The organism is Pseudoalteromonas sp. K222D, from assembly GCF_017653575.1.
GTDB lineage: Bacteria > Pseudomonadota > Gammaproteobacteria > Enterobacterales > Alteromonadaceae > Pseudoalteromonas > Pseudoalteromonas nigrifaciens.
Genome location: NZ_JAGGDL010000015.1, coordinates 17,704 through 36,464, shown reverse-complemented (window position 1 = coordinate 36,464; position 18,761 = coordinate 17,704). Strand labels below are relative to the sequence as shown.

Genomic DNA, 18,761 nt, shown 5'->3' with positions numbered 1-18,761 from the left:
GTTCGGCTTTTTTATTCCCCATTCCTCAAGGAGTTGTGTATGACGGTAGAAAAAACCCATCTCGAAATTTGTAATTTAACTAAAGAGCAATACCCACAAATTAAAACCTTGATGGATCAAGCATACCCAGATTTAGGTGGTGCATGGCCTAGCCATACAATTTTTAGATTAATAGACCAGTTTCCAGAAGGGCAAATAGGCATTGTGGATGATGGTGTGCTGGTAGGCTTAGCATTAAGCGTGCAAGTAGACTATGCCCGCTTTTCTAACCCCCATACCTATGAAGACATAGCCGATGGTCATGACCGCGTATTTAGTGATACCGCTGGCGATGCACTGTATGGCTTAGATGTTGCGATTAGCGAAACGCACAGAGGTATGCGCCTTGGGCGTAGGCTGTACGATGCCCGAAAAGAATTGTGCCGCCAATACAACTTACGCGCTATTTTAGCGGGTGGTCGTATTCCGCGTTATTACAATCACAGTAATGAAATGACCCCAATGGAATATATAGCTAAAGTAGATCAAAAAGAGCTGTACGATCCTATCTTAAGTTTTCAGCTAGCAAACGATTTTCAAGTTAAACGCTTACTTAAAAAGTATTTACCCGAAGATCAAGAATCAGTAGGTTATGCCACATTACTGGAGTGGAATAACATATTGTACGAACCAACCGACACCGTTATTAATATAGTAAAGTCGATTGTGCGTGTAGGTGCGGTGCAGTGGCAAATGCGTAAGGTGGAGTCGGTAGAGGAAATGCTCAAGCAGGTCGAGTATTTTGTTGATACGGTTTCTGATTATCAAAGTGACTTTATTTTATTCCCTGAGTTTTTTAATGCCCCGCTAATGGGCTTAACTGAGCAAGTTAATCAAACCGAAGCGATCCGCAATTTAGCCGAGTACACAGAAACCTTTAAAAATGCTATGTCGCGTATGGCAATTGAATACAATGCCAATATTATTACCGGCTCAATGCCAGTAGCCGACGGGGATAAAATTTATAACGTCAGTTATTTATGTCACCGCAGCGGTAAAATAGATGAGCAACGTAAAATTCATATTACCCCGCATGAGCAAAATGACTGGGTTATTCAAGGCGGCGACAAAATAGCGGTATTTGAAACTGATGCAGGGCGTGTTGGTATTCAAATTTGTTACGATGTTGAGTTTCCAGAACTATCTAGAATTATGGCCAAAGAAGGCTTAGAAATTTTATTTGTACCTTTTTGGACTGATACTAAAAATAGCTATTTACGGGTACGTCATTGTGCTCAAGCACGCGCTATTGAAAACGAATGTTATGTGGTTATAGCAGGCTCTGTTGGTAACTTACCAGAAGTAGAAAGCCTAGATGTACAGTTTGCACAATCGGCAGTACTTACACCGTCTGACTTTTCATTCCCACATGATGCAACACTCAATGAGGCAACCACTAATACCGAAATGTTGTTATTTAGTGACCTTGATATGGATAAATTAAAAATTCTTCACAGCGAAGGGACAGTACGTAACTTAAAAGATCGACGTGAAGATTTATACGACATAATGCTAAAAAAAGTGAGCGACGATAAAAAGGTTAGTGCGGATAAGCAAAAAAGTAGCCTTTAATCACTACAAAATAGGTAGCTTATTAAAGTGTGAGCTGGTTAATTATCATTAATCTTGTTTATTGCTGTTAATGAATAAATTAGCTCGCTAAAATACCGCAAATTTTTAATAGAGTGAGTGCTTTAAGTGGCTTGGATGTATTTAATAATTGCGGGCTTGCTTGAAATTGGCTGGCCAATAGGCTTAAAGATTTCGCAACAAAGTGACAGCCGCTGGTTAGGTATTGGCATTGCGGTTGCATTTATGGTGGTTAGTGGTTTTATGTTGTGGCTAGCTCAACGTGATATTCCTATGGGTACATCTTATGCGGTATGGACAGGCATTGGCGCTGCTGGCACATTTATTGTGGGCATTTTGTTTTATGGTGATGCCGCCACTTTTGGCCGTATTGCCGGTGTATTAATGATTATTTGCGGTGTGATCACACTTAAAATAAGTCATTAAAAAGTAAACTCAACGCGGTTTAATCAAAAAAGCGCAGGATTAAAAGCCTGCGCTTTTTTTGCCAGTAATTAATTGGGCAGCATGACTAAAATAGCGGCAACAGCAATGAGTAATAACCCGGCGCTGTCTTGTTTTTTAAGCGGTTGTTTTAGCCACAGTACGGCAATGAGTATGGTAAAAAACACCTCTATTTGGCCAAGCGTTTTTACATAGGCAACATGCTGCAAGCTCATGGCGCTAAACCAGCCAATAGAGCCCACACAGCTAAAAATACTAATCGCAACAGTTGTGCTTTTATATTGCCAAAGTTTACTGAGGGTGTGTGGCTCTTTTAATAATAAATAACCCAGCAATATTAGAGTTTGTAAGCTAATAACAAAAAGCAGTACCCAAGCAGCAGAGTGAGGAAATAATAGCCCTGAATTTAAACTGCCCTCACGTACCCATAATGAAGTAAGCGCAAAGCAAGTACCGCACGCAAGCCCTAATAAAGCTGTTTTGGCATCGAAGCGTTTAATGCTGGTTATACCGCTCATTAGCAGTACGGCAATAGCCCCTAAAAATACCCCCAACCAACCCAATAAGGTTAACGCCGAGCCAAAAAATAATACTCCTAAAATAGCGGCAACCAAAGCCTCACTTTTTGCAAGCCCAGCGCCCACAGCGTAATTATTCATTTTAAATAATTTAACCATTAAGCCAGTAGCAAGAATTTGCATAATACTTGCGCCAATAATAAAGCCCCAAAAAGCATTATTAAAACTAGGCATAGCGGTATCTTGGTATTGATATAAACCATACAAATACACAGCAGCAATAGGGCCTGCAACAATAAAACGCGATAGAGTAACGCCAGCTACGCTCACATTACTACTTAACTTACTTTGTAGTGCATTGCGCCACGCCTGCATAAAAGCGGCTAAAAAAGTGAAAAATACCCAAGTCATAATAACAATACAAAAATAATAGAGGGCGATAAGTTAACAAGGTATACAAAGTAAAGCGATAGTGCTTTAGGCTCAGCTGCGACAATATGCCGCAGTTTAACTGCCGTAAAATTAGTTTATAGTTGGCTTGATGTTACTGTTTAGCCGTCAGGTGCTTATCTGGCGGCTTTTTTATAGTGGGTGTGTTATTTTAAATAATTAACAATAACAAAGAACCGTACTATGACTATTTTAATCGCTTGTGCTTTATTGGCCGTTGTAATGCCTTATTTAGCAAGAATACCCGCAGTAATCGAACTTAATAAATTGGGCGGCTACGACAACAAGCATCCGCGCCAACAACAAACTCAATTAACCGGTTTAGGAGCGCGCGCTTTAGCTGCACACCAAAACAGTTTTGAGTCGTTAGCAGTATTTGCCGTTGCACTTGCGGTGGTATTAGGCACTAATAATGTTAATGCGGTAACCGAAACCTTGGCGATGAGCCACATTGTAGCGCGTGTTTTATTTTGTGCTTTTTACTACCTTAACCTAGATATTATGCGCTCAATTATGTGGTTTGTTGGTATAAGTACAGCTATTGCAATGATTGCAGTGAGCTTTTAAATTTATTTTAAAACCCCAAAGCGTTTTAAAAGGCGCTTACTTTATAATATCGCTTTTATTAATTGCAATATATTGCCCTTGGGCAAGGTTTAGCGTTTGTAGGGTTAGCTCGCTAATTTGCTCGCGATACAAGTCAATTACCTTGTAACCACAATAGTGTGCCATTTTTCTAATTTGCCTATTAAGCCCTTGCTTTAAAATAATACTAAATTGTTTGTCTGCTATTTTTTCAACGCTACAGGGCAAGGTTATTTGCTTATCTACCGGTACACCTGCGGCCATTTTTTTACAAAACTCGGCATCAATGCTTTTATTAACGCTAACTAAGTAACGTTTTGGCTGGTGGAAGTCGGGATGAATTAGTTGGTTACACAACTCACCATCGTTGGTTAATATAAGCAAGCCACGGGAGTCTTTATCAAGACGGCCAATAGGGTAAACCCGCGTAATAGTAGGCAGGTGGTGATAAAGGCTAGCAGGGTCATTCTGATCAAGCTTGCAGTCAATACCTACAGGCTTATGATAAGCAAAATAAATTAACTCAGCAGTGCCTTTAATAATTTGCCCGTTAACTGTTATTTGGTCTTGCTCATCAACATGGTCAATATGATTAGCCGGGCGGTTATTTACTATCACTGCACCTTCGTCAATTAAGCGTGAGGCTTGTTTACGCGAGCAAACACCAGCATGGGCAATGTATTTAGCGAGTCGAATTTTGGTGCTCATAAATGGTTGCTGTTAGTCATTGGCAAAAGTGTGCAGCAGATTATAGCAAAGCTGCCAAGTAAACATTACTGAAGGTGGGTAAATAGCTATAAATTTAGTGTTAGGCGCTACAGAATATGCATTTTTATAAGCAGCTGTTGGTTTAATAATTTTTAATTTTATAAATATTAGAGGCGTTAATGTATCAATTATATGCAAATAATGACGATTGCTTAAATCAGGCGCTTCGTCAAAAAATAGTGGCGTTTAATAGCGCGCATTTTGATGCTGAGCGTATGTCTATTGGTTATCAGTTTTTAGACGCACAAGAGGAATTGGTCGCTGGGATTAGTGGCTGTGTATTTGGCAATTGGTTGCAGATAAATTGGCTTTGGTGCAGCGAGTTAGTACGTGGCAATGGCTTGGCGACTAAGTTATTAGTCGCACTTGAAGCGGCTGCAGTTGAGCTTGGGGCAACGAGGGGGCAGCTCGATACGCTTGATTTTCAAGCCAAGCCTTTTTATGAAAAGCACGGTTACCAAGTTAAGTATCAACTTAATAATTATCCGCGCACGGGTACTCGCTATTTTATGGAAAAATCGCTTATTAAACCCTTGCAGGGTGATTAAATAGCTTTAAGTGGCTCGCCTGTAAAGGTTACGCCTAAAAACGGGGTCACTTCAGGAGCAAGCATAAAGGTGCGAATATTCATATGATCGCTACCTTTGGGGTTGTTAAGCACATCTTGATGATAAAACTGACCAAAGCAATCGAGCGTATTTTGTTTACTAAGTTGGTTTAGTTTTGCAAAAGCGAAAATTTTGCAAGAACCATTGTTCTCGCTCGCAGCACTAAGTAAACCATGATTATTAAATGCGCAAGGGGTGAAGCGGTAATGTGTATCGATAACTGCCATAGTGTCGGTAAATTCGATGCTTTTTGGCTCATTTGCCAATTTTTCTAGGTAGTCACTTAGAGTCACTTTCTGTCCTTAGGATTATTTTTATACTTAACTCTAACCTATCTGTTTACTGATTTATATTAAACTAGTACACGTGCACTTAAATTAAGTGTGATAAGGCATTAATGTTAGTTATTTCAATATCGGCAAGGCCTTTGTAAGTATAGTTGGCAGCTTGGTTATTTAACCATACAGATTGGCAGCCGGCATTATTAGCGCCTTGCACGTCGCTATCTAGGCTGTCACCAATGTGTAAAATAGCTTTGTGTGGCACCTGTAAATGTGTAGCTGCTTGATCAAACAAGTTATTGTGCGGTTTAGCTTTACCGTGTAAACCCGCTTGCAGTACCAAGTTAAATTTATTATTTAAATTAAAAAGGCTCACATCGGCATTGCCGTTGGTTATGGCTATAAGGGTAAAGCGAGTAGCGAGCTTATCGAGTAAGTTAAGTACGTCATCGGTCACGGTTATATTACTGCGAGCTTGAGCAAATACCTTGTACGCAGCACTTGCAAAGTGTTTTGCGTCGTCGGCATTAAAGCCTTGCTTAGCAAGAAGTAAGCCCAGTGTTTGCAATCGCCACTGCGTTACATCTTCAATTAATTTTGGCTGCTGTTGCAGTGCACAATCACGACAATGCAGCCATTGCTGCAAGCCCTGATGTTGATAACCCGGCAGGGTATTTAAATAATCAGTTTGCGCTTGTACGGCGGCTTTTATAATTGGGCGATTGTCGTAAAGGGTATCGTCTAGGTCGAAGCTTAATACCGACACAGGTGCAATGGCACGATTAAAGCGGATCATATTATGGTTTCCTAATCAGTTCGCTTTTTTGCCCTTGGGTGCGTGTTGTCGTACACCTTGGCTAAATGCTGAAAATCTAAATGAGTATACACTTGAGTGGCCGACAAACTACTGTGCCCGAGCAGTTCTTGTACCGCGCGTAAATCGCCAGATGACTCTAAAATATGCGAAGCAAACGAGTGGCGCAATTTGTGCGGATGCACTTGCGAGCTAATGCCTTGCTTGATGCCCCATTCTTGCATTCTTAAACGTACTTGGCGTACCGAAATGCGATTTTTTTTGCTACTTAAAAATACTGCCACTTCGTCAGGGGTTGCAAATTGAGGGCGTATTATGAGCCATTTTTTTAGCGCGTTTAGCGCTTTACTGCCTACCGGAATTAAGCGTTCTTTATTGCCTTTACCGCGTACTAATATTTCACCATTTGCGGCGCTTATATCTTGTAGGTTGGCACCAACTAACTCGCTAATACGTAAACCTGATGAGTACATAAGCTCCATCATGGCTTTGTCTCTAATGGCCAGAGGTTCGTCGTCGGGTATTTCGAGCAAGCGTGCCATTTGATCTACATCGAGATTTTTAGGCAAAGGCTTAGCAAACTTAGGCCCTTTTATGCCTACCGCCGGGTTATGGTAATGCGCTTGTTTAGCAATATTTTTAGCTTTTAAGAATTTATATAAACTGCGAATACAACTGAGCTTTAAACTAATAGTGCGGCCACTTAATTGTTTTGAGCGCAGTGCCATGCTGTAACGGCGAATATGCTCACCCTGTACACTAAACCAGTCGTCGCAGAGCTTACTAAAGTAAAGCGCTGCAAAGCCAAGTTGGCTGACATATTGGTTAACAGTGTGCGCTGAGTATTGCCTTTCAAACTTTAAATAGTCGCTAAATAAAGTAATAGGCGTGCGCCAGTTATCGCTTAAGTCGCTGATATTTGGCGCAGGGTTGTCACTCATGCTAGTTCCAGCAACCTTGACTGCAGAGCGACTACAAAGTCTAGTACAAAAAGGGTGTCTTGTGCGGGCTCAAAGTGGTTGGCGTTGTTGCTGGCAAAAGCCAAAATAGCAATTGGCTTGTTAATATCACCAATTAAATAAATAGCCGTTGATTGCGCCGTATCGCTAAATAACAAATCTCGTTCTTGCTGATTAATACGCCCTAAATAGTGCCCTGAATTGCTCAGGCGATGCTCAACAAGTTGAGCATATTTAGTGTCGTACTTTACTAACCGACAGTCGCTAATATCTGGATTGCTACAAATAATATCTTGTAAGTTACTGGCAAGCGCATCGAAGTCGTTATTACTGCAAAGCTGTTGATGGCATAGGCTAAATAAGCGATACACTTGCTCATTTTGTGCAGCGTATTTGCTCATGCTGGCAATTTGATTTTTTAACAACGTATTGTGCTCGCGCAATTGCCGCTGCTGAATATGCACCAAAGATGTTGCACCTTGGGCTTGTTGTTGCAGCTCAAGCTGAGCAAGTAGCTCAGGGTGCTGAATTAAAAAATCAGGGTGGAGTTGTAAATAATCTACCACTTGCTGCGCGTTTAGCTCACTCATAGTGCCACTTGTCCATCAAACACATGCTCTGCTGGGCCGGTCATACGTACTGGGTGGCCTTCACCGTTCCAGCGAATTTGTAAACTGCCACCGGGTAAGTCTACTTGTACTGTGCTGATTAACTTATTTTGAATAAACCCAATAACCATTGCTGCACAAGCGCCTGTACCACATGCTAATGTTTCGTTTACACCGCGCTCCCACACTCGTAATTTAATATGCTCTTTGGAAATAACTTGCATAAAACCAATATTAGCTCGCTGCGGAAAACGCTCATGGTTTTCAAGTAACGGACCCAAAATATCAACTTGTGCGGTAGTAATATCGTCAACTTCTAATACACAATGTGGGTTACCCATAGAAACCGCGCCACTAAAAACAGTATGCTCTTCGGTACGAATAATATAGGTCAGTTCGCGCTTGGTTGCTTTGAGTGGGATTTTACTTGGCTCAAAATTAGGATGGCCCATATTTACAGTTACTTGGCCGTCTTTTTCTATGTATAGGGTTAAATTACCCGACTTAGTAGACACAGTAATTTTGTGTTTATTGGTAAGGCCTTTCATACGTACAAAGCGGGCAAAGCAACGTGCGCCATTGCCGCATTGCTCTACTTCGGTGCCATCGGCATTAAAAATACGGTAATGAAAATCGAGATCAGGGGAGTATGGTGCTTCAACCATTAGCAGTTGGTCAAAGCCAATGCCAAAATGGCGATCGGCCAGTTTTATTATTTGATCTCGCGACAAAAAAACGTTTTGTGTAATATTATCAATCACAACAAAGTCGTTGCCTAAGCCGTGCATTTTGGAAAAATTAACTAACATAGCGCTCTAATTCGGTTTTGCTCTGCGCTAATCATGCCACAGAGCAGGGACTTACAAAAACGTTTAAGGTAAAATTTTCTCACCTTGATACAGGCTCTCTATGGTTTCGCGTTCGCGAATAAGATGGTGTTGACTGCCATCTACCATTATTTCTGCAACACGCGGACGAGAGTTATAATTTGAACTCATAGTAAAGCCATAAGCACCGGCACTTCTTTGTACCAGTAAGTCGCCTTGTTTAAGTGCTAACTCGCGGTCTTTACCTAAAAAGTCACCAGTTTCGCAAACAGGGCCAACAATATCAAAGTTATGAGTAGGGGTTTCGTCGTCGCGTACCGATACCGGAATGATTTTTTGCCATGCTTGATAAAGCGCTGGGCGCAGCATGTCGTTCATGCCTGCATCAACAATAGCAAAGTACTTATCTTGGTTTTGTTTAATAAATTCAACTTGAGTAACTAAAACTCCTGCGTTAGCAGCAATGGCGCGACCGGGTTCAAATATAAGCTCAAGGTGGCGATAATTAACTAGGCGCTCAGTAACTTGCGCTGCATATTCGCTAGGGTGCGGAGGTTGCTCGTCATTATAAGTTACCCCTAAACCACCGCCTATATCTAAATGGGTAAGCTCGATGTTACACGCTTTTAATTCATCTATTAGCGTTAGTAGCTTATCAAGTGCTTCAAGAAAAGGTCTGGTTTCGGTGAGTTGCGAGCCAATATGGCAATCAACGCCAATAATGTTTAATCCAGGCAGTGAAGCGGCATGCTGATACACGCTCACAGCTGTTTGAATATCTATACCAAACTTGTTTTCTTTTAAGCCGGTAGAAATATACGGATGCGTTTTTGCATCTATATCGGGGTTAACGCGAATAGAAATAGGCGCTGCTAAATTTAGCTCACAGGCCACTTCTGAAATACGTTCTAGCTCCGAGACCGACTCAACATTAAAGCATTTAATTCCGAGCTTTAATGCATAGGCTATTTCGTCTGCTGTTTTAGCCACACCCGAAAACACCACTTTGGAGGCGTCGCCACCGGCTTTAATTACTCGCGCCAGTTCACCCTTAGATACAATGTCGAAGCCCGACCCTAAACGCGCTAATATATTGAGTACCGCAATATTAGAGTTGGCTTTAACGGCGTAGCACACCAGGGATTTATGGTTTTTAGTAGCATTAGCAAAGGCTAAATAATGGCGCTCAAAGGTGGCTCGCGAATAAACGTAGCATGGCGTACCATATTGCTGAGCAATACTTGCAATGCTTACGTCTTCAGCAAATAATTGATTGTTTTTATAATTAAAAAAATCCATTTATTGCTCCTGCTTTTTAGGTGTATTAGTTTGCTCAGTTTGAGTTGCTGGATTAGCTACGTCTTGAGGTTTATTTTGTTCTGCTTTTTGCTCTGGCAAATAGAGCGGACCGCTTTGACCACAGCCAGCTAATGCGCTTAGCAGTACAGTGCTCATTAATAGTTGCTTAAATTGTGAAGTATGTATCGCTTTCATTAGATTAATAGTGTTGCTGGCTTTATAATCGCAGAGTAACAGAATATCTAAAAAATGCAGCTATTCGCGGATGATTTTATTCCTGTTACACTAGCTGTACAAAAACGCACCCACTATTAGGCGGCTCGCCTGCAAAGGAAATTAACCATGACTGATCATGAATATCACCAATTAGCCGAAGCACTTATGTTCACAATTGAAGAACAAGTTGATGATTGTGAAGCAGATTTAGATTATGAGTCGGCACAAGGTATTTTAGAACTAATTTTTCCTGACAACAGTAAAATTGTGATTAACAAGCAAGCACCTTTACACCAAGTATGGGTTGCGACTAAGTTTAACGGACATCATTTTGAATTACGTGGTGATAAGTGGATAGATAATCGCTCTGGCGCAGAGTTTTGGCAGTTTATTAACGAGGCATCAACTCGCCAAGCTGGCCAAGACGTTAAATGGCAATCATCGTTATGAGTTTAGAGTTTGTAGAATATCCGGCTCAAGGTGAGCATAAAGCAACCGTTATTTGGTTGCACGGTTTAGGTGATTCGGGGGAAGGTTTTGCACCCGTAGCACCACAGTTACAATTACCAAATGAACTAGGGCTGCGATTTATTTTTCCGCACGCGCCTGTGCAACCGGTCACCATAAATGGTGGCATGGAAATGCGTTCTTGGTATGATATTAAATCAATAGAATTAGATAAACGTGCCGATGAGCAAGGTGTAAGAGATTCTGCCGCTAAAGTAGAGCAACTTATTAACCAAGAAATAGCCAATGGTATTGCTGCTGATAAAATTATTTTAGCGGGTTTTTCCCAAGGTGGCGTTGTAGCTTTGCATTTAGCCCCACGTTTTGAGCAAAAGCTGGCGGGTGTAATGGCGCTTTCAACCTATATGTGTGTACCAGAAAAGCTGGCAGATGAAGCACTACACACAGATTTAAATATTTTTATGGCGCATGGCAGTCAAGATAATGTAGTACCGCCTAGTGCAGGTAAAAGTGCGTTCGAAGTATTAACAGCACTTAGCATGGATGTAAGCTGGCAAGAGTACCCTATGGCTCACCAGGTTTGCGCAGAAGAACTGCAAGCTATTCGCCATTGGTTAATTGCTCGCTTAAGCTAATAATGGAGCCGCTGAGGTTAAAATGAGTCAAAAAATAGTTATTAAAGCAAATGTTAAACGCGAACCCCAAGAAAGTGTAACTACACTAACCTACGAGTGGAATTGGCGTCGTATTGTGAGTATTTCTATGCTGCTACTCATGACCTCTGCTGCCGTTATATATGGCTTAACCAGTGCCGTTAGTGCCGAGCAGGATGAACACCCCAATGAGCCAGAGGATAGAGTGTTGGCGCAAAGTAACGATATAAGCCAGCGTGCTGTTACTTCATTACAAACAACGCAAGTAGAGCTAAATACCTCGGCAACAGTTGCGTCACAAAACAGTGAAAGTGAGTTGTTAGTTGCGCCTATTAATTTAGTTGCAGAGCAAAAAGTAGCAGAGCCTGATAAAGTAGCAGCGGCAGAGTTACCCGTAATCCCGCAAGCTGAGATTAAAAACAACTCACCAGAGCCGGTTAATATTGAGCAAGTACCTACTACCGATTTATTAGTTGATACAGATGTTGCCGCTATTAGTGATACTGCACTCTCTAGCACGCAGGGCTTTGCCCCTTTAGCGCAGCTAGCGAGTGTGGCACTTGGCGCGCAAATAGATACCGATAAAATAAGCCGAGCAGTGCTTACACGTAAAGTAAGCAAGCGAGAGCCGGTAAATGTATTTGCTGCAGATATTCGTTTAAGTCAATTTGACGAGACGTTATCGTTTTTTAGTGAGCTAAAAAACTTACAAGGCCAACAGGTAAAGCATGTATGGTTTTTTGAGGATGATATTGTGGCTGAAATTGAGTTAGATATAACATCCTCTCGTTATCGTACGTATTCGACCAAGAATATAATGGACTCGCAAATAGGCCAATGGCGGGTTGATGTAATTGATGAGCAAGGCCAATTAATTGCTCAAAAAGAATTTAGAATATTAGCTGATTGAGCCAGCTAAATTGCAATTATTAAGTGAGTATTTTTTATGACCCAAACAACAAATATAGTGCGTATTGCTACTCGTAAAAGTGCATTGGCACTTTGGCAAGCTGAATTTGTAAAGGCGCAATTAGAGCATTATCACCCAGGTATTTTAGTAGAATTAGTGCCTATGTCGACCCAAGGCGATATTATTTTAGATACCCCTTTAGCTAAAATTGGTGGTAAAGGTTTATTTGTTAAAGAGCTTGAACAAGCCATGCTAGAAGGGTTGGCCGATATGGCCGTGCACTCGATGAAAGATATGCCTGTAGAGTTTCCAGAAGGGTTAACACTACACACTATTTGTGAGCGCGAAGATCCACGTGATGCTTTTGTATCAAATAACTTTGCCAATATTGACGAGCTGCCACAAGGTGCAATTGTGGGCACTTCAAGCTTACGTCGTCAGTGTCAAATACGCGCATCACGTCCAGATCTAAAAATTCATGACCTTCGCGGTAACGTAAATACACGCTTAGCAAAATTAGATTCAGGCCAATACGACGCAATTATTTTAGCAGCAGCAGGCTTGATCCGTTTAGAAATGAAAGACCGCATTCGTGCTTATATTGAGCCAGAAGTTTCATTGCCTGCCAATGGACAAGGTGCTGTAGGTATTGAGTGTCGTACTGATGACGAAGCAATAAAAGCATTACTTGCTCCACTTGAGCACAGCGAAACACGTATTCGGGTAAATGCCGAGCGCGCTATGAACCGCCATTTAGAAGGTGGGTGTCAGGTGCCAATTGGTGCTTATGCGCTAGTTAACGGCGATCAAGTGCACTTACGTGGTTTAGTAGGCGCAATAGATGGTAGCGAAATTTTACGTGATGAAGTTAGCGGCCACGTTAATGACGCAGAAAAACTAGGGGTTGAGCTGGCTAAAATGTTATTGGCTCAAGGTGCAGACAGAATATTAGCTGAAGTATATAGAGACGCGTAATGTTAAATATCTTGATAACTCGTCCCCAAGGAAAAGGCGCAGCCCTTGCACAACAACTTGAGCAAGCGGGTTATCAAGCGTCTTTATTTCCCGTATTAAAAATAGAGTATTTAACCCCCGATAGTATTGAGCTCAGCCCATTAACTAATGCCGATAAAATTATTTTTGTGTCGCAAGATGCGGTTTTGGCGCTGAGTGAATTAAAGCCAGATATTAATATAAAAGCGCAATTTTATGGGGTTGGCCAACAAACAGCCGACACTATTTATGAGGTGTTTGGCGTGCGAGCGGCTGTTCCTAAACAGCACGACTCAGAGGGGTTATTAGCGCTTAAATCGCTTGCCGATGTTGATAGCTGTAATATTGTATTGGTTAAAGGAATAGGGGGGCGTCCTGATATAGCTAAAACACTAAAGCAGCGTGGTGCCTTTTTAAATAACTGCGTAGTGTATCAGCGTACTCCCATAGACCCTGAGCCTAACAACTGGATAGACCACTGGCAAAGCCAGAATGTACACGGTATAGTCATAACAAGTAATGCGGCGGTTGATGCTATTTTTAAAAACCTTGCTGCACCCCAAAGACAATGGTTACAACAGTGCCGATTTTATGTAGCTAGTGAGCGTATAGGCGCTTATTTACAGCAGCATCAGGTAAGTTCGGCTAATATACATATTGCAGCAGGAGCTAGCGATAACGCTATGTTTACCTGCATTAATCAGCAAGGTAGCAAAATGAGCGAACAGTCAGTACCGTCAACGGTAGATAAAGCAGCGCAAAAAACGACTAATGCAACAGCCAACAATGGCAAAGCTACGGCTAAAAGCGATACGCTTAAAGCAACTGATAAGGCTGGCAACACTAAGCAACGAGTAAGTAAAGTTGGGAGCTTAGCTCTTATTATTTCATTAATTGTTGCCTCTGGAGTTGGCTTTGAGTTTTATCAAAAGCTCAACGCGAGCAAGACGCAAAGCTTAGCTGTTAATCAGTTAAATGAGCAAAATAAATTACTACAACAAGAGCTACAAGCACTTAAGTTAGCTCAAGCTAATTTGCAACAGACACTATTAACGTCTGAGCAAAAAGTAACAGCTGCAATGCGCGAAAGTACTACAAAAAACCAGCAAGAACTAAAGGCTGCCTTACAACAAGCGCAGCAGCAAGGCTCGTCTTTAAATCCACAAGAAGTTACCAGCTTGCAGCGCATGGCTGAGTTTAAGTTGTGGGCCGAAAACGACTATCAAGGAACTAGCGCTGTATTAAAACGTTTAGATGCTTTACTTAGCGATCACCCCGGTACTATTACAGTGCGCCAAGCCATTACACAAGATATACAAACCTTAGATGCCATAAAACCAATTGCCGTTGAAGCTATTTATTTACAGCTTAGTAGTGTGCTGAAAAATATTGATGAATTGGTATTTAATGCGGTGAACCTGCCTGAAGAAGTAGCAAAAATTGATGACAAGGTATTAAGTGAAGATCTTAGCGATTGGCAGCAAAACTTAAAAAATAGTTGGGATCAATTTTTAGATGGTTTTATTACTATTCGTCATCGTGAAGGCGTTGCTATAGAGCCATTATTAAGTGAACAACAGCGACACCTGGTAAATCAAAGAGTTAAGCTTTATATAACGCAAGCGCAAGATGCATTATTGAGCAAGCACGCCAGTGTTTACTTTGCAGCACTAAGCGAAGCAAAACGTTTAGTGGCTGAATACTTTAAACAAGATGATGATGTTACAAAAATGGTTTTAAAGTCGCTGTCTAATCTAGAAAAAGAGCAGCTAAACTTTAACCCTAAAGTAAACTTACAAAGCACGCAGCAAGTTAAGGAGTGGGCAAAATGATAGGGTTGATCATTTTAATTATTGCACTTGTTGTGGTGTTAGCAGCAGCCCCTTTTTTATTGGACGAAAAAGGCTATGTACTAATTTCGTTTAACAACACCACAATTGAAGGCACAATTGTTTCGTTTGCCGTGCTAACAATCGCAGTATTAGTCGTTAGTTATTTAACCTATAAACTCGTGCGTTATTTATTCTCTATTTATCGCAATACTAAGCATAGTTTTTTTGCTCGTAGCCAAGGGCGCAAGCAAGCTGCAATTGAGCAGGCGCTATGGAGTGTAATTAATGACGACTATGCACAAATAGAGCAGGCGCTATCTAGCAAGGTACCTGATCAGTATCAAGATATACGTTTAGCACTGCTTGCTAAGGCGGCACTAGCTAATAATCAAACCGACAAAGCCCTTGAGTACTTATTTGATATAAACCCAGAGCAGCAACTAAAAGTAGCAAAACTATGGCTAGCTAGTGGTAATAGTAGCGCTATAGAGTCGCAACTACGGGTTATTGCAGAATCGAAAAAAGCGACAGCACTTGAGCTAAAAATTTACACCGAAGTGCTAGTGCAGCAACAACATTTTAGTGCTTTAGAAGCATTTTTACCGCGTCTTTTACGCAAAAAAGTACTAACAAATGAGCAGTGGCATCGCGTTTTTAATGCCTATTTTGCCTCATTTCCTGTTGATGAAGTAACAGCTAAATATAAGCAGTTACCTAAAAAGCTACATAGCTACGCCTACATCGCTTATTTAACGCAAATGGCTGCTGCAGGGCAGTTAAGCGTAATTGAAAATGACTTAATAAAAATGGTTAAGCATGAAGAACAACATGCACAATTAGCTAACATATTAAGTAAAGCAACAACGGCAAATGCCCGTAAATTACAAACGAGTATTCAAGATCGACTTAAAAAAGATGAGCAAAATAACTCATTACTGCTCGCTTTGGCTTGTCTTGCTAATGCGCAAGGTGATTACGACCTAGCGGCAAGGGTGTTTGATAAAGCACTAAATAATGAAAATAAAAAACAATATATGCAGCAAGCAAAGTTAAGTTATGAAAAAAGTGCACAACTAGATAAAGCATTAGTACTTTATAAATAATGAGTTACATTTAATAAACACCATTTAATATTGCAAGGAGCAAAAGGCGATGAAAGGTTTGTTTAAATTGTCTTTTAGCTTAGCTTGCGCTTACTTTATTACAGGCTATTTTAGTAATTTATTGCTTGCTATAGATGGTTTCGCTGTGGCATCTTGGCCCCCTGCGGGCATAGCTGTAGCAAGCTTTTTGTTATGGGGCCGTAAGTCTTTTTTAGGTATTTTTGTTGGTGCATTACTTACTAGCTTAATTCACCTTGATAATGTTGTTGATATATTAAACTGGCAAGTTTTTTTCCAAGCCGCTGCAATTGCTATCGCTGTTGTTTTTCAAGCATGGCTTGGCGCGCAAATAATAATTAAAGTTATTAAAGCCCCCCTCGATTTATCGTCACTAAAACATAGTGTACAAAGCTTAATTATAGCCGGCCCTGTATGTTGTATTATTGGTGCTAGTGTCGGCACCAGCTTACTTGTTTTTAATAATATAATTGCTCAACATGCCGCGCTAGATAGTTTTATTGCGTGGTGGATTGGCGACAGTATTGGGGTGCTCATTTTTACGCCATTGATGCTGGCTGCATTTAATTACTCAGTGATGCGATACCGGCTACAAGTTATCCTGCCTTCTTTACTTATTTACATTCTTATTAGTGTTAGCTTTTATGGTGCTGCCAGTGTTAAAAAAGAAAAAAACATTCAAAAACAAGAGATAAAAACATTAGCTGTACAAGACTCAATTACTCATAAATTAGATGAAATCTCTGCACACTTGGCTTTACTGGCTACTTTTTTTTCGAGCAGTGAAGATGTGAGCTTTAAAGAGTTTCGGCAATTTACGGCAAAACAGTTAAGCTACAGCGAAGAAATATTGGCGTTTGAATGGGTACCGTATGTTCCTAAAAGTGCGCTGTTAGAATATCAACAAATGACGCAACTAGCCGATGTTGAACATTTTTTTGTAAAAGAAAAATCACCAACCAACCAATGGCAAGCCGTTGCTGAGCGAGATGTATATTATCCAATTAGGTACGCATACCCATTAAAAGGCAATGAAGATGCTATTGGCTTTGATTTAGCATCAAACGACTTTATGCAAGAGGCATTAAATAAGTCAAAAACGCTTAACGAAATGGTCATTAGCCAACCGGTTAAGTTGGTGCAAAATCAGGCTGAGTTAGGGGTGTTATTTTTGCATCCTGTATTTGGAAGTATAGAGACTGAAGATGACTTTAAAGGTTTTGCCGTTGCGGTAGTGAGCTTAAAAAAACTATCGCAGTCGTTGCTTTTTGATCATGAAAACTTAGTTACAGCAAGCTTTTTAGATATTAACAATACCAATAATACCCACGCTATTTATATTGCCAACAACGAGTCAATGGACTTGTTAAAGTCCTACCAGCTACTCATTGGTAACCGTATGTGGCAGGTTGAGTTACACGAGCCCTTAGTTACAACCTCCTGGTTAATATATTGGTTGGCACAAATAGTGGGGATGCTGTTTGTTTGGTTACTGGTAGCATTTTTAATTTCTGTTACAGGCACAAATGTTCAAATACGCGAGCAAGTTGCTAGGCAAACGCGCACATTACGCCAAGAAAAGCAAAAAGCTGATGAAGCGAGTCAAATAAAAAGCCAGTTTTTAGCGAATATGAGCCACGAAGTGCGCACGCCAATTAATGGTATTAAAGGCTTACACTACTTAGCGTTACAACAAAATGATTGGCAACAAGCCCGTACTTACATAGAGCAAGCTGATGGTGCGTTAGGGGTGTTACTTAGGGTATTAAATGACTTACTCGATTTTTCTAAAATGGAGGCAGGTAAACTTGATTTAATGCAAGAACCCGTAGATATAGGGCGCTTGGCTGAAGAGATAATTAACTTAATACAATTTGAAGTAAGTGTTAAGTCGTTAGAAATAAAGCTAGATTATGATAAAAATACAAACTTGGTGATTAACACCGATGCTATTCGTTTAAAGCAAGTGCTACTAAATTTACTCAATAATGCGGTTAAATTTACTGCTCAAGGGAGTATTACACTGAAAATTTGGCAATCGAAAACCATGATCTATTTAAGTGTAAGCGATACAGGTATTGGTATTAGTAAAGAGGCACAAAAGAAATTATTTAGGCCTTTTGCTCAAGCAGATAACTCTACGTCACGCCAATATGGCGGTACAGGATTGGGCCTCAGTATTTGTAAAAAGCTAGTTGAGCTTATGGGTGGCGCTATAGATTTAAAAAGCACTGCAGGGCAAGGTTCAACATTTACCTTTAGTTTACCGCTTAACTCCCCTTTACCTAAAGTAGAGAAAAGTGAGCAAAGCTTTAGTGACGTGGATATAGAAAACGTATCATTTGCGAACAGCGCAGTACTTTTAGTTGAGGATAACCCGTTAAACCAACATGTAGCCACTGCCATTTTAAAAACCAAAGGGTGTGTTGCTGATATTGCTAATGATGGCTTTGCCGCAATTGAAATGTTAACTGAAAAAAGTTACGACATTGTCCTTATGGACATTCAAATGCCCAAAATGGACGGCTTACAAGCAACCAAGGTAATACGTAATGAGCTAGGCTTATTAGATTTGCCTATTATAGGTTTATCGGCTAATGCCCATGATGACGATGTTAAAAAAGCGCTTGCCTGTGGAATGAATAGCTATATAACGAAACCAATAGATGCGAATATTTTGTTCAAAGCTCTTTGGCATTATTTAGCGGCGATAGAAAAATAAAATCATCTGCTTTTTTGCATAAAAAGCAGACATATGGCCTCAAAAGTATATTTTAA

At 40.6% G+C, this 18,761-nt stretch carries 20 protein-coding genes; 11 read left to right on the top strand and 9 right to left on the bottom strand.

Features of this window, described 5'->3' with window-relative positions:
- Positions 1-39: 39 nt before the first annotated feature.
- Entirely contained in the window at positions 40-1,611 is a 1,572-nt protein-coding gene (locus J5X91_RS09340) for a bifunctional GNAT family N-acetyltransferase/carbon-nitrogen hydrolase family protein (RefSeq protein ID WP_208834496.1), read from the top strand.
- A 126-nt stretch (positions 1,612-1,737) separates the two neighbouring features.
- Positions 1,738-2,055, top strand: a complete 318-nt coding sequence (locus tag J5X91_RS09335; RefSeq protein ID WP_041454308.1) for a multidrug efflux SMR transporter — start codon at positions 1,738-1,740, stop codon at positions 2,053-2,055.
- Positions 2,056-2,123: 68 nt separating this feature from the next.
- On the opposite strand, the gene J5X91_RS09330 is transcribed toward J5X91_RS09335, so the two are convergent.
- The gene (locus J5X91_RS09330) at positions 2,124-3,002 is read right to left on the bottom strand and encodes a DMT family transporter (protein WP_208834495.1); all 879 of its coding nucleotides are present in this window, start codon (positions 3,000-3,002) and stop codon (positions 2,124-2,126) included.
- Positions 3,003-3,224: 222 nt separating this feature from the next.
- On the opposite strand from J5X91_RS09330, the gene J5X91_RS09325 reads away from it, so the two are divergent.
- Positions 3,225-3,608: an MAPEG family protein gene (locus J5X91_RS09325; protein WP_208834494.1), complete on the top strand. Its 384-nt coding sequence runs from the start codon at positions 3,225-3,227 to the stop codon at positions 3,606-3,608.
- Between the two features lie 36 nt (positions 3,609-3,644).
- On the opposite strand, the gene J5X91_RS09320 is transcribed toward J5X91_RS09325, so the two are convergent.
- Positions 3,645-4,334, bottom strand: a complete 690-nt coding sequence (locus tag J5X91_RS09320; RefSeq protein ID WP_208834493.1) for a pseudouridine synthase — start codon at positions 4,332-4,334, stop codon at positions 3,645-3,647.
- A gap of 179 nt (positions 4,335-4,513) precedes the next feature.
- Here J5X91_RS09320 and J5X91_RS09315 point away from each other — a divergent pair, with 179 nt between their 5' ends.
- The gene (locus J5X91_RS09315; protein WP_089367548.1) at positions 4,514-4,942 is read left to right on the top strand and encodes a GNAT family N-acetyltransferase; all 429 of its coding nucleotides are present in this window, start codon (positions 4,514-4,516) and stop codon (positions 4,940-4,942) included.
- Here J5X91_RS09315 and J5X91_RS09310 read toward each other — a convergent pair.
- The 7 genes from J5X91_RS09310 to J5X91_RS09280 all read right to left on the bottom strand — a co-directional run bounded on the left by J5X91_RS09310 (position 4,939) and on the right by J5X91_RS09280 (position 9,985).
- Positions 4,939-5,295 (bottom strand): HopJ type III effector protein, encoded by a 357-nt coding sequence (locus J5X91_RS09310; protein ID WP_208834492.1) that lies wholly within the window; start codon positions 5,293-5,295, stop codon positions 4,939-4,941. The genes J5X91_RS09315 and J5X91_RS09310 overlap by 4 nt on opposite strands.
- Before the next feature lie 79 nt (positions 5,296-5,374).
- Complete coding sequence (locus tag J5X91_RS09305; RefSeq protein WP_208834491.1) at positions 5,375-6,079, bottom strand: HAD-IA family hydrolase; 705 nt, start codon at positions 6,077-6,079, stop codon at positions 5,375-5,377.
- A gap of 11 nt (positions 6,080-6,090) precedes the next feature.
- Entirely contained in the window at positions 6,091-7,038 is a 948-nt protein-coding gene (locus J5X91_RS09300; protein ID WP_086997027.1) for a tyrosine recombinase XerC, read from the bottom strand.
- The gene (locus J5X91_RS09295; protein WP_179807254.1) at positions 7,035-7,646 is read right to left on the bottom strand and encodes a DUF484 family protein; all 612 of its coding nucleotides are present in this window, start codon (positions 7,644-7,646) and stop codon (positions 7,035-7,037) included. Before J5X91_RS09295 ends, J5X91_RS09300 begins: the two co-directional genes overlap by 4 nt.
- Positions 7,643-8,473 (bottom strand): diaminopimelate epimerase, encoded by an 831-nt coding sequence (dapF, locus tag J5X91_RS09290; RefSeq protein ID WP_011326819.1) that lies wholly within the window; start codon positions 8,471-8,473, stop codon positions 7,643-7,645. Before dapF ends, J5X91_RS09295 begins: the two co-directional genes overlap by 4 nt.
- 63 nt (positions 8,474-8,536) lie before the next feature.
- The gene (gene lysA / locus J5X91_RS09285) at positions 8,537-9,790 is read right to left on the bottom strand and encodes a diaminopimelate decarboxylase (protein ID WP_011326820.1); all 1,254 of its coding nucleotides are present in this window, start codon (positions 9,788-9,790) and stop codon (positions 8,537-8,539) included.
- The gene (locus J5X91_RS09280; protein WP_208834490.1) at positions 9,791-9,985 is read right to left on the bottom strand and encodes a lipoprotein; all 195 of its coding nucleotides are present in this window, start codon (positions 9,983-9,985) and stop codon (positions 9,791-9,793) included.
- 147 nt (positions 9,986-10,132) lie between these two features.
- Between J5X91_RS09280 and cyaY the strand changes: the two genes are divergently transcribed.
- From cyaY to J5X91_RS09245, 7 genes are read left to right on the top strand one after another with little or no spacing between them, the layout of a single operon-like run.
- Positions 10,133-10,456 (top strand): iron donor protein CyaY, encoded by a 324-nt coding sequence (gene cyaY, locus J5X91_RS09275; RefSeq protein WP_011326822.1) that lies wholly within the window; start codon positions 10,133-10,135, stop codon positions 10,454-10,456.
- A complete protein-coding gene (locus tag J5X91_RS09270; RefSeq protein ID WP_041454309.1) occupies positions 10,453-11,109 on the top strand; it encodes an alpha/beta fold hydrolase in 657 nt (218 codons plus the stop codon). Before cyaY ends, J5X91_RS09270 begins: the two co-directional genes overlap by 4 nt.
- A gap of 22 nt (positions 11,110-11,131) precedes the next feature.
- Positions 11,132-12,037, top strand: a complete 906-nt coding sequence (locus J5X91_RS09265; RefSeq protein WP_011326824.1) for a DUF2914 domain-containing protein — start codon at positions 11,132-11,134, stop codon at positions 12,035-12,037.
- 36 nt (positions 12,038-12,073) lie between these two features.
- Entirely contained in the window at positions 12,074-13,012 is a 939-nt protein-coding gene (gene hemC / locus J5X91_RS09260; RefSeq protein WP_011326825.1) for a hydroxymethylbilane synthase, read from the top strand.
- Positions 13,012-14,862 carry a uroporphyrinogen-III C-methyltransferase gene (locus J5X91_RS09255; protein WP_179807252.1) on the top strand — a complete coding sequence of 617 codons (1,851 nt, stop codon included), beginning with the start codon at positions 13,012-13,014 and terminating at the stop codon, positions 14,860-14,862. The genes hemC and J5X91_RS09255 overlap by 1 nt, the downstream gene beginning before the upstream one ends.
- Positions 14,859-15,965 (top strand): heme biosynthesis HemY N-terminal domain-containing protein, encoded by a 1,107-nt coding sequence (locus J5X91_RS09250; protein ID WP_208834489.1) that lies wholly within the window; start codon positions 14,859-14,861, stop codon positions 15,963-15,965. Before J5X91_RS09255 ends, J5X91_RS09250 begins: the two co-directional genes overlap by 4 nt.
- A gap of 49 nt (positions 15,966-16,014) precedes the next feature.
- Positions 16,015-18,705, top strand: coding sequence for a CHASE domain-containing protein (locus J5X91_RS09245; protein ID WP_208834488.1), 2,691 nt, complete (start codon positions 16,015-16,017; stop codon positions 18,703-18,705).
- Positions 18,706-18,761 lie beyond the last annotated feature (56 nt).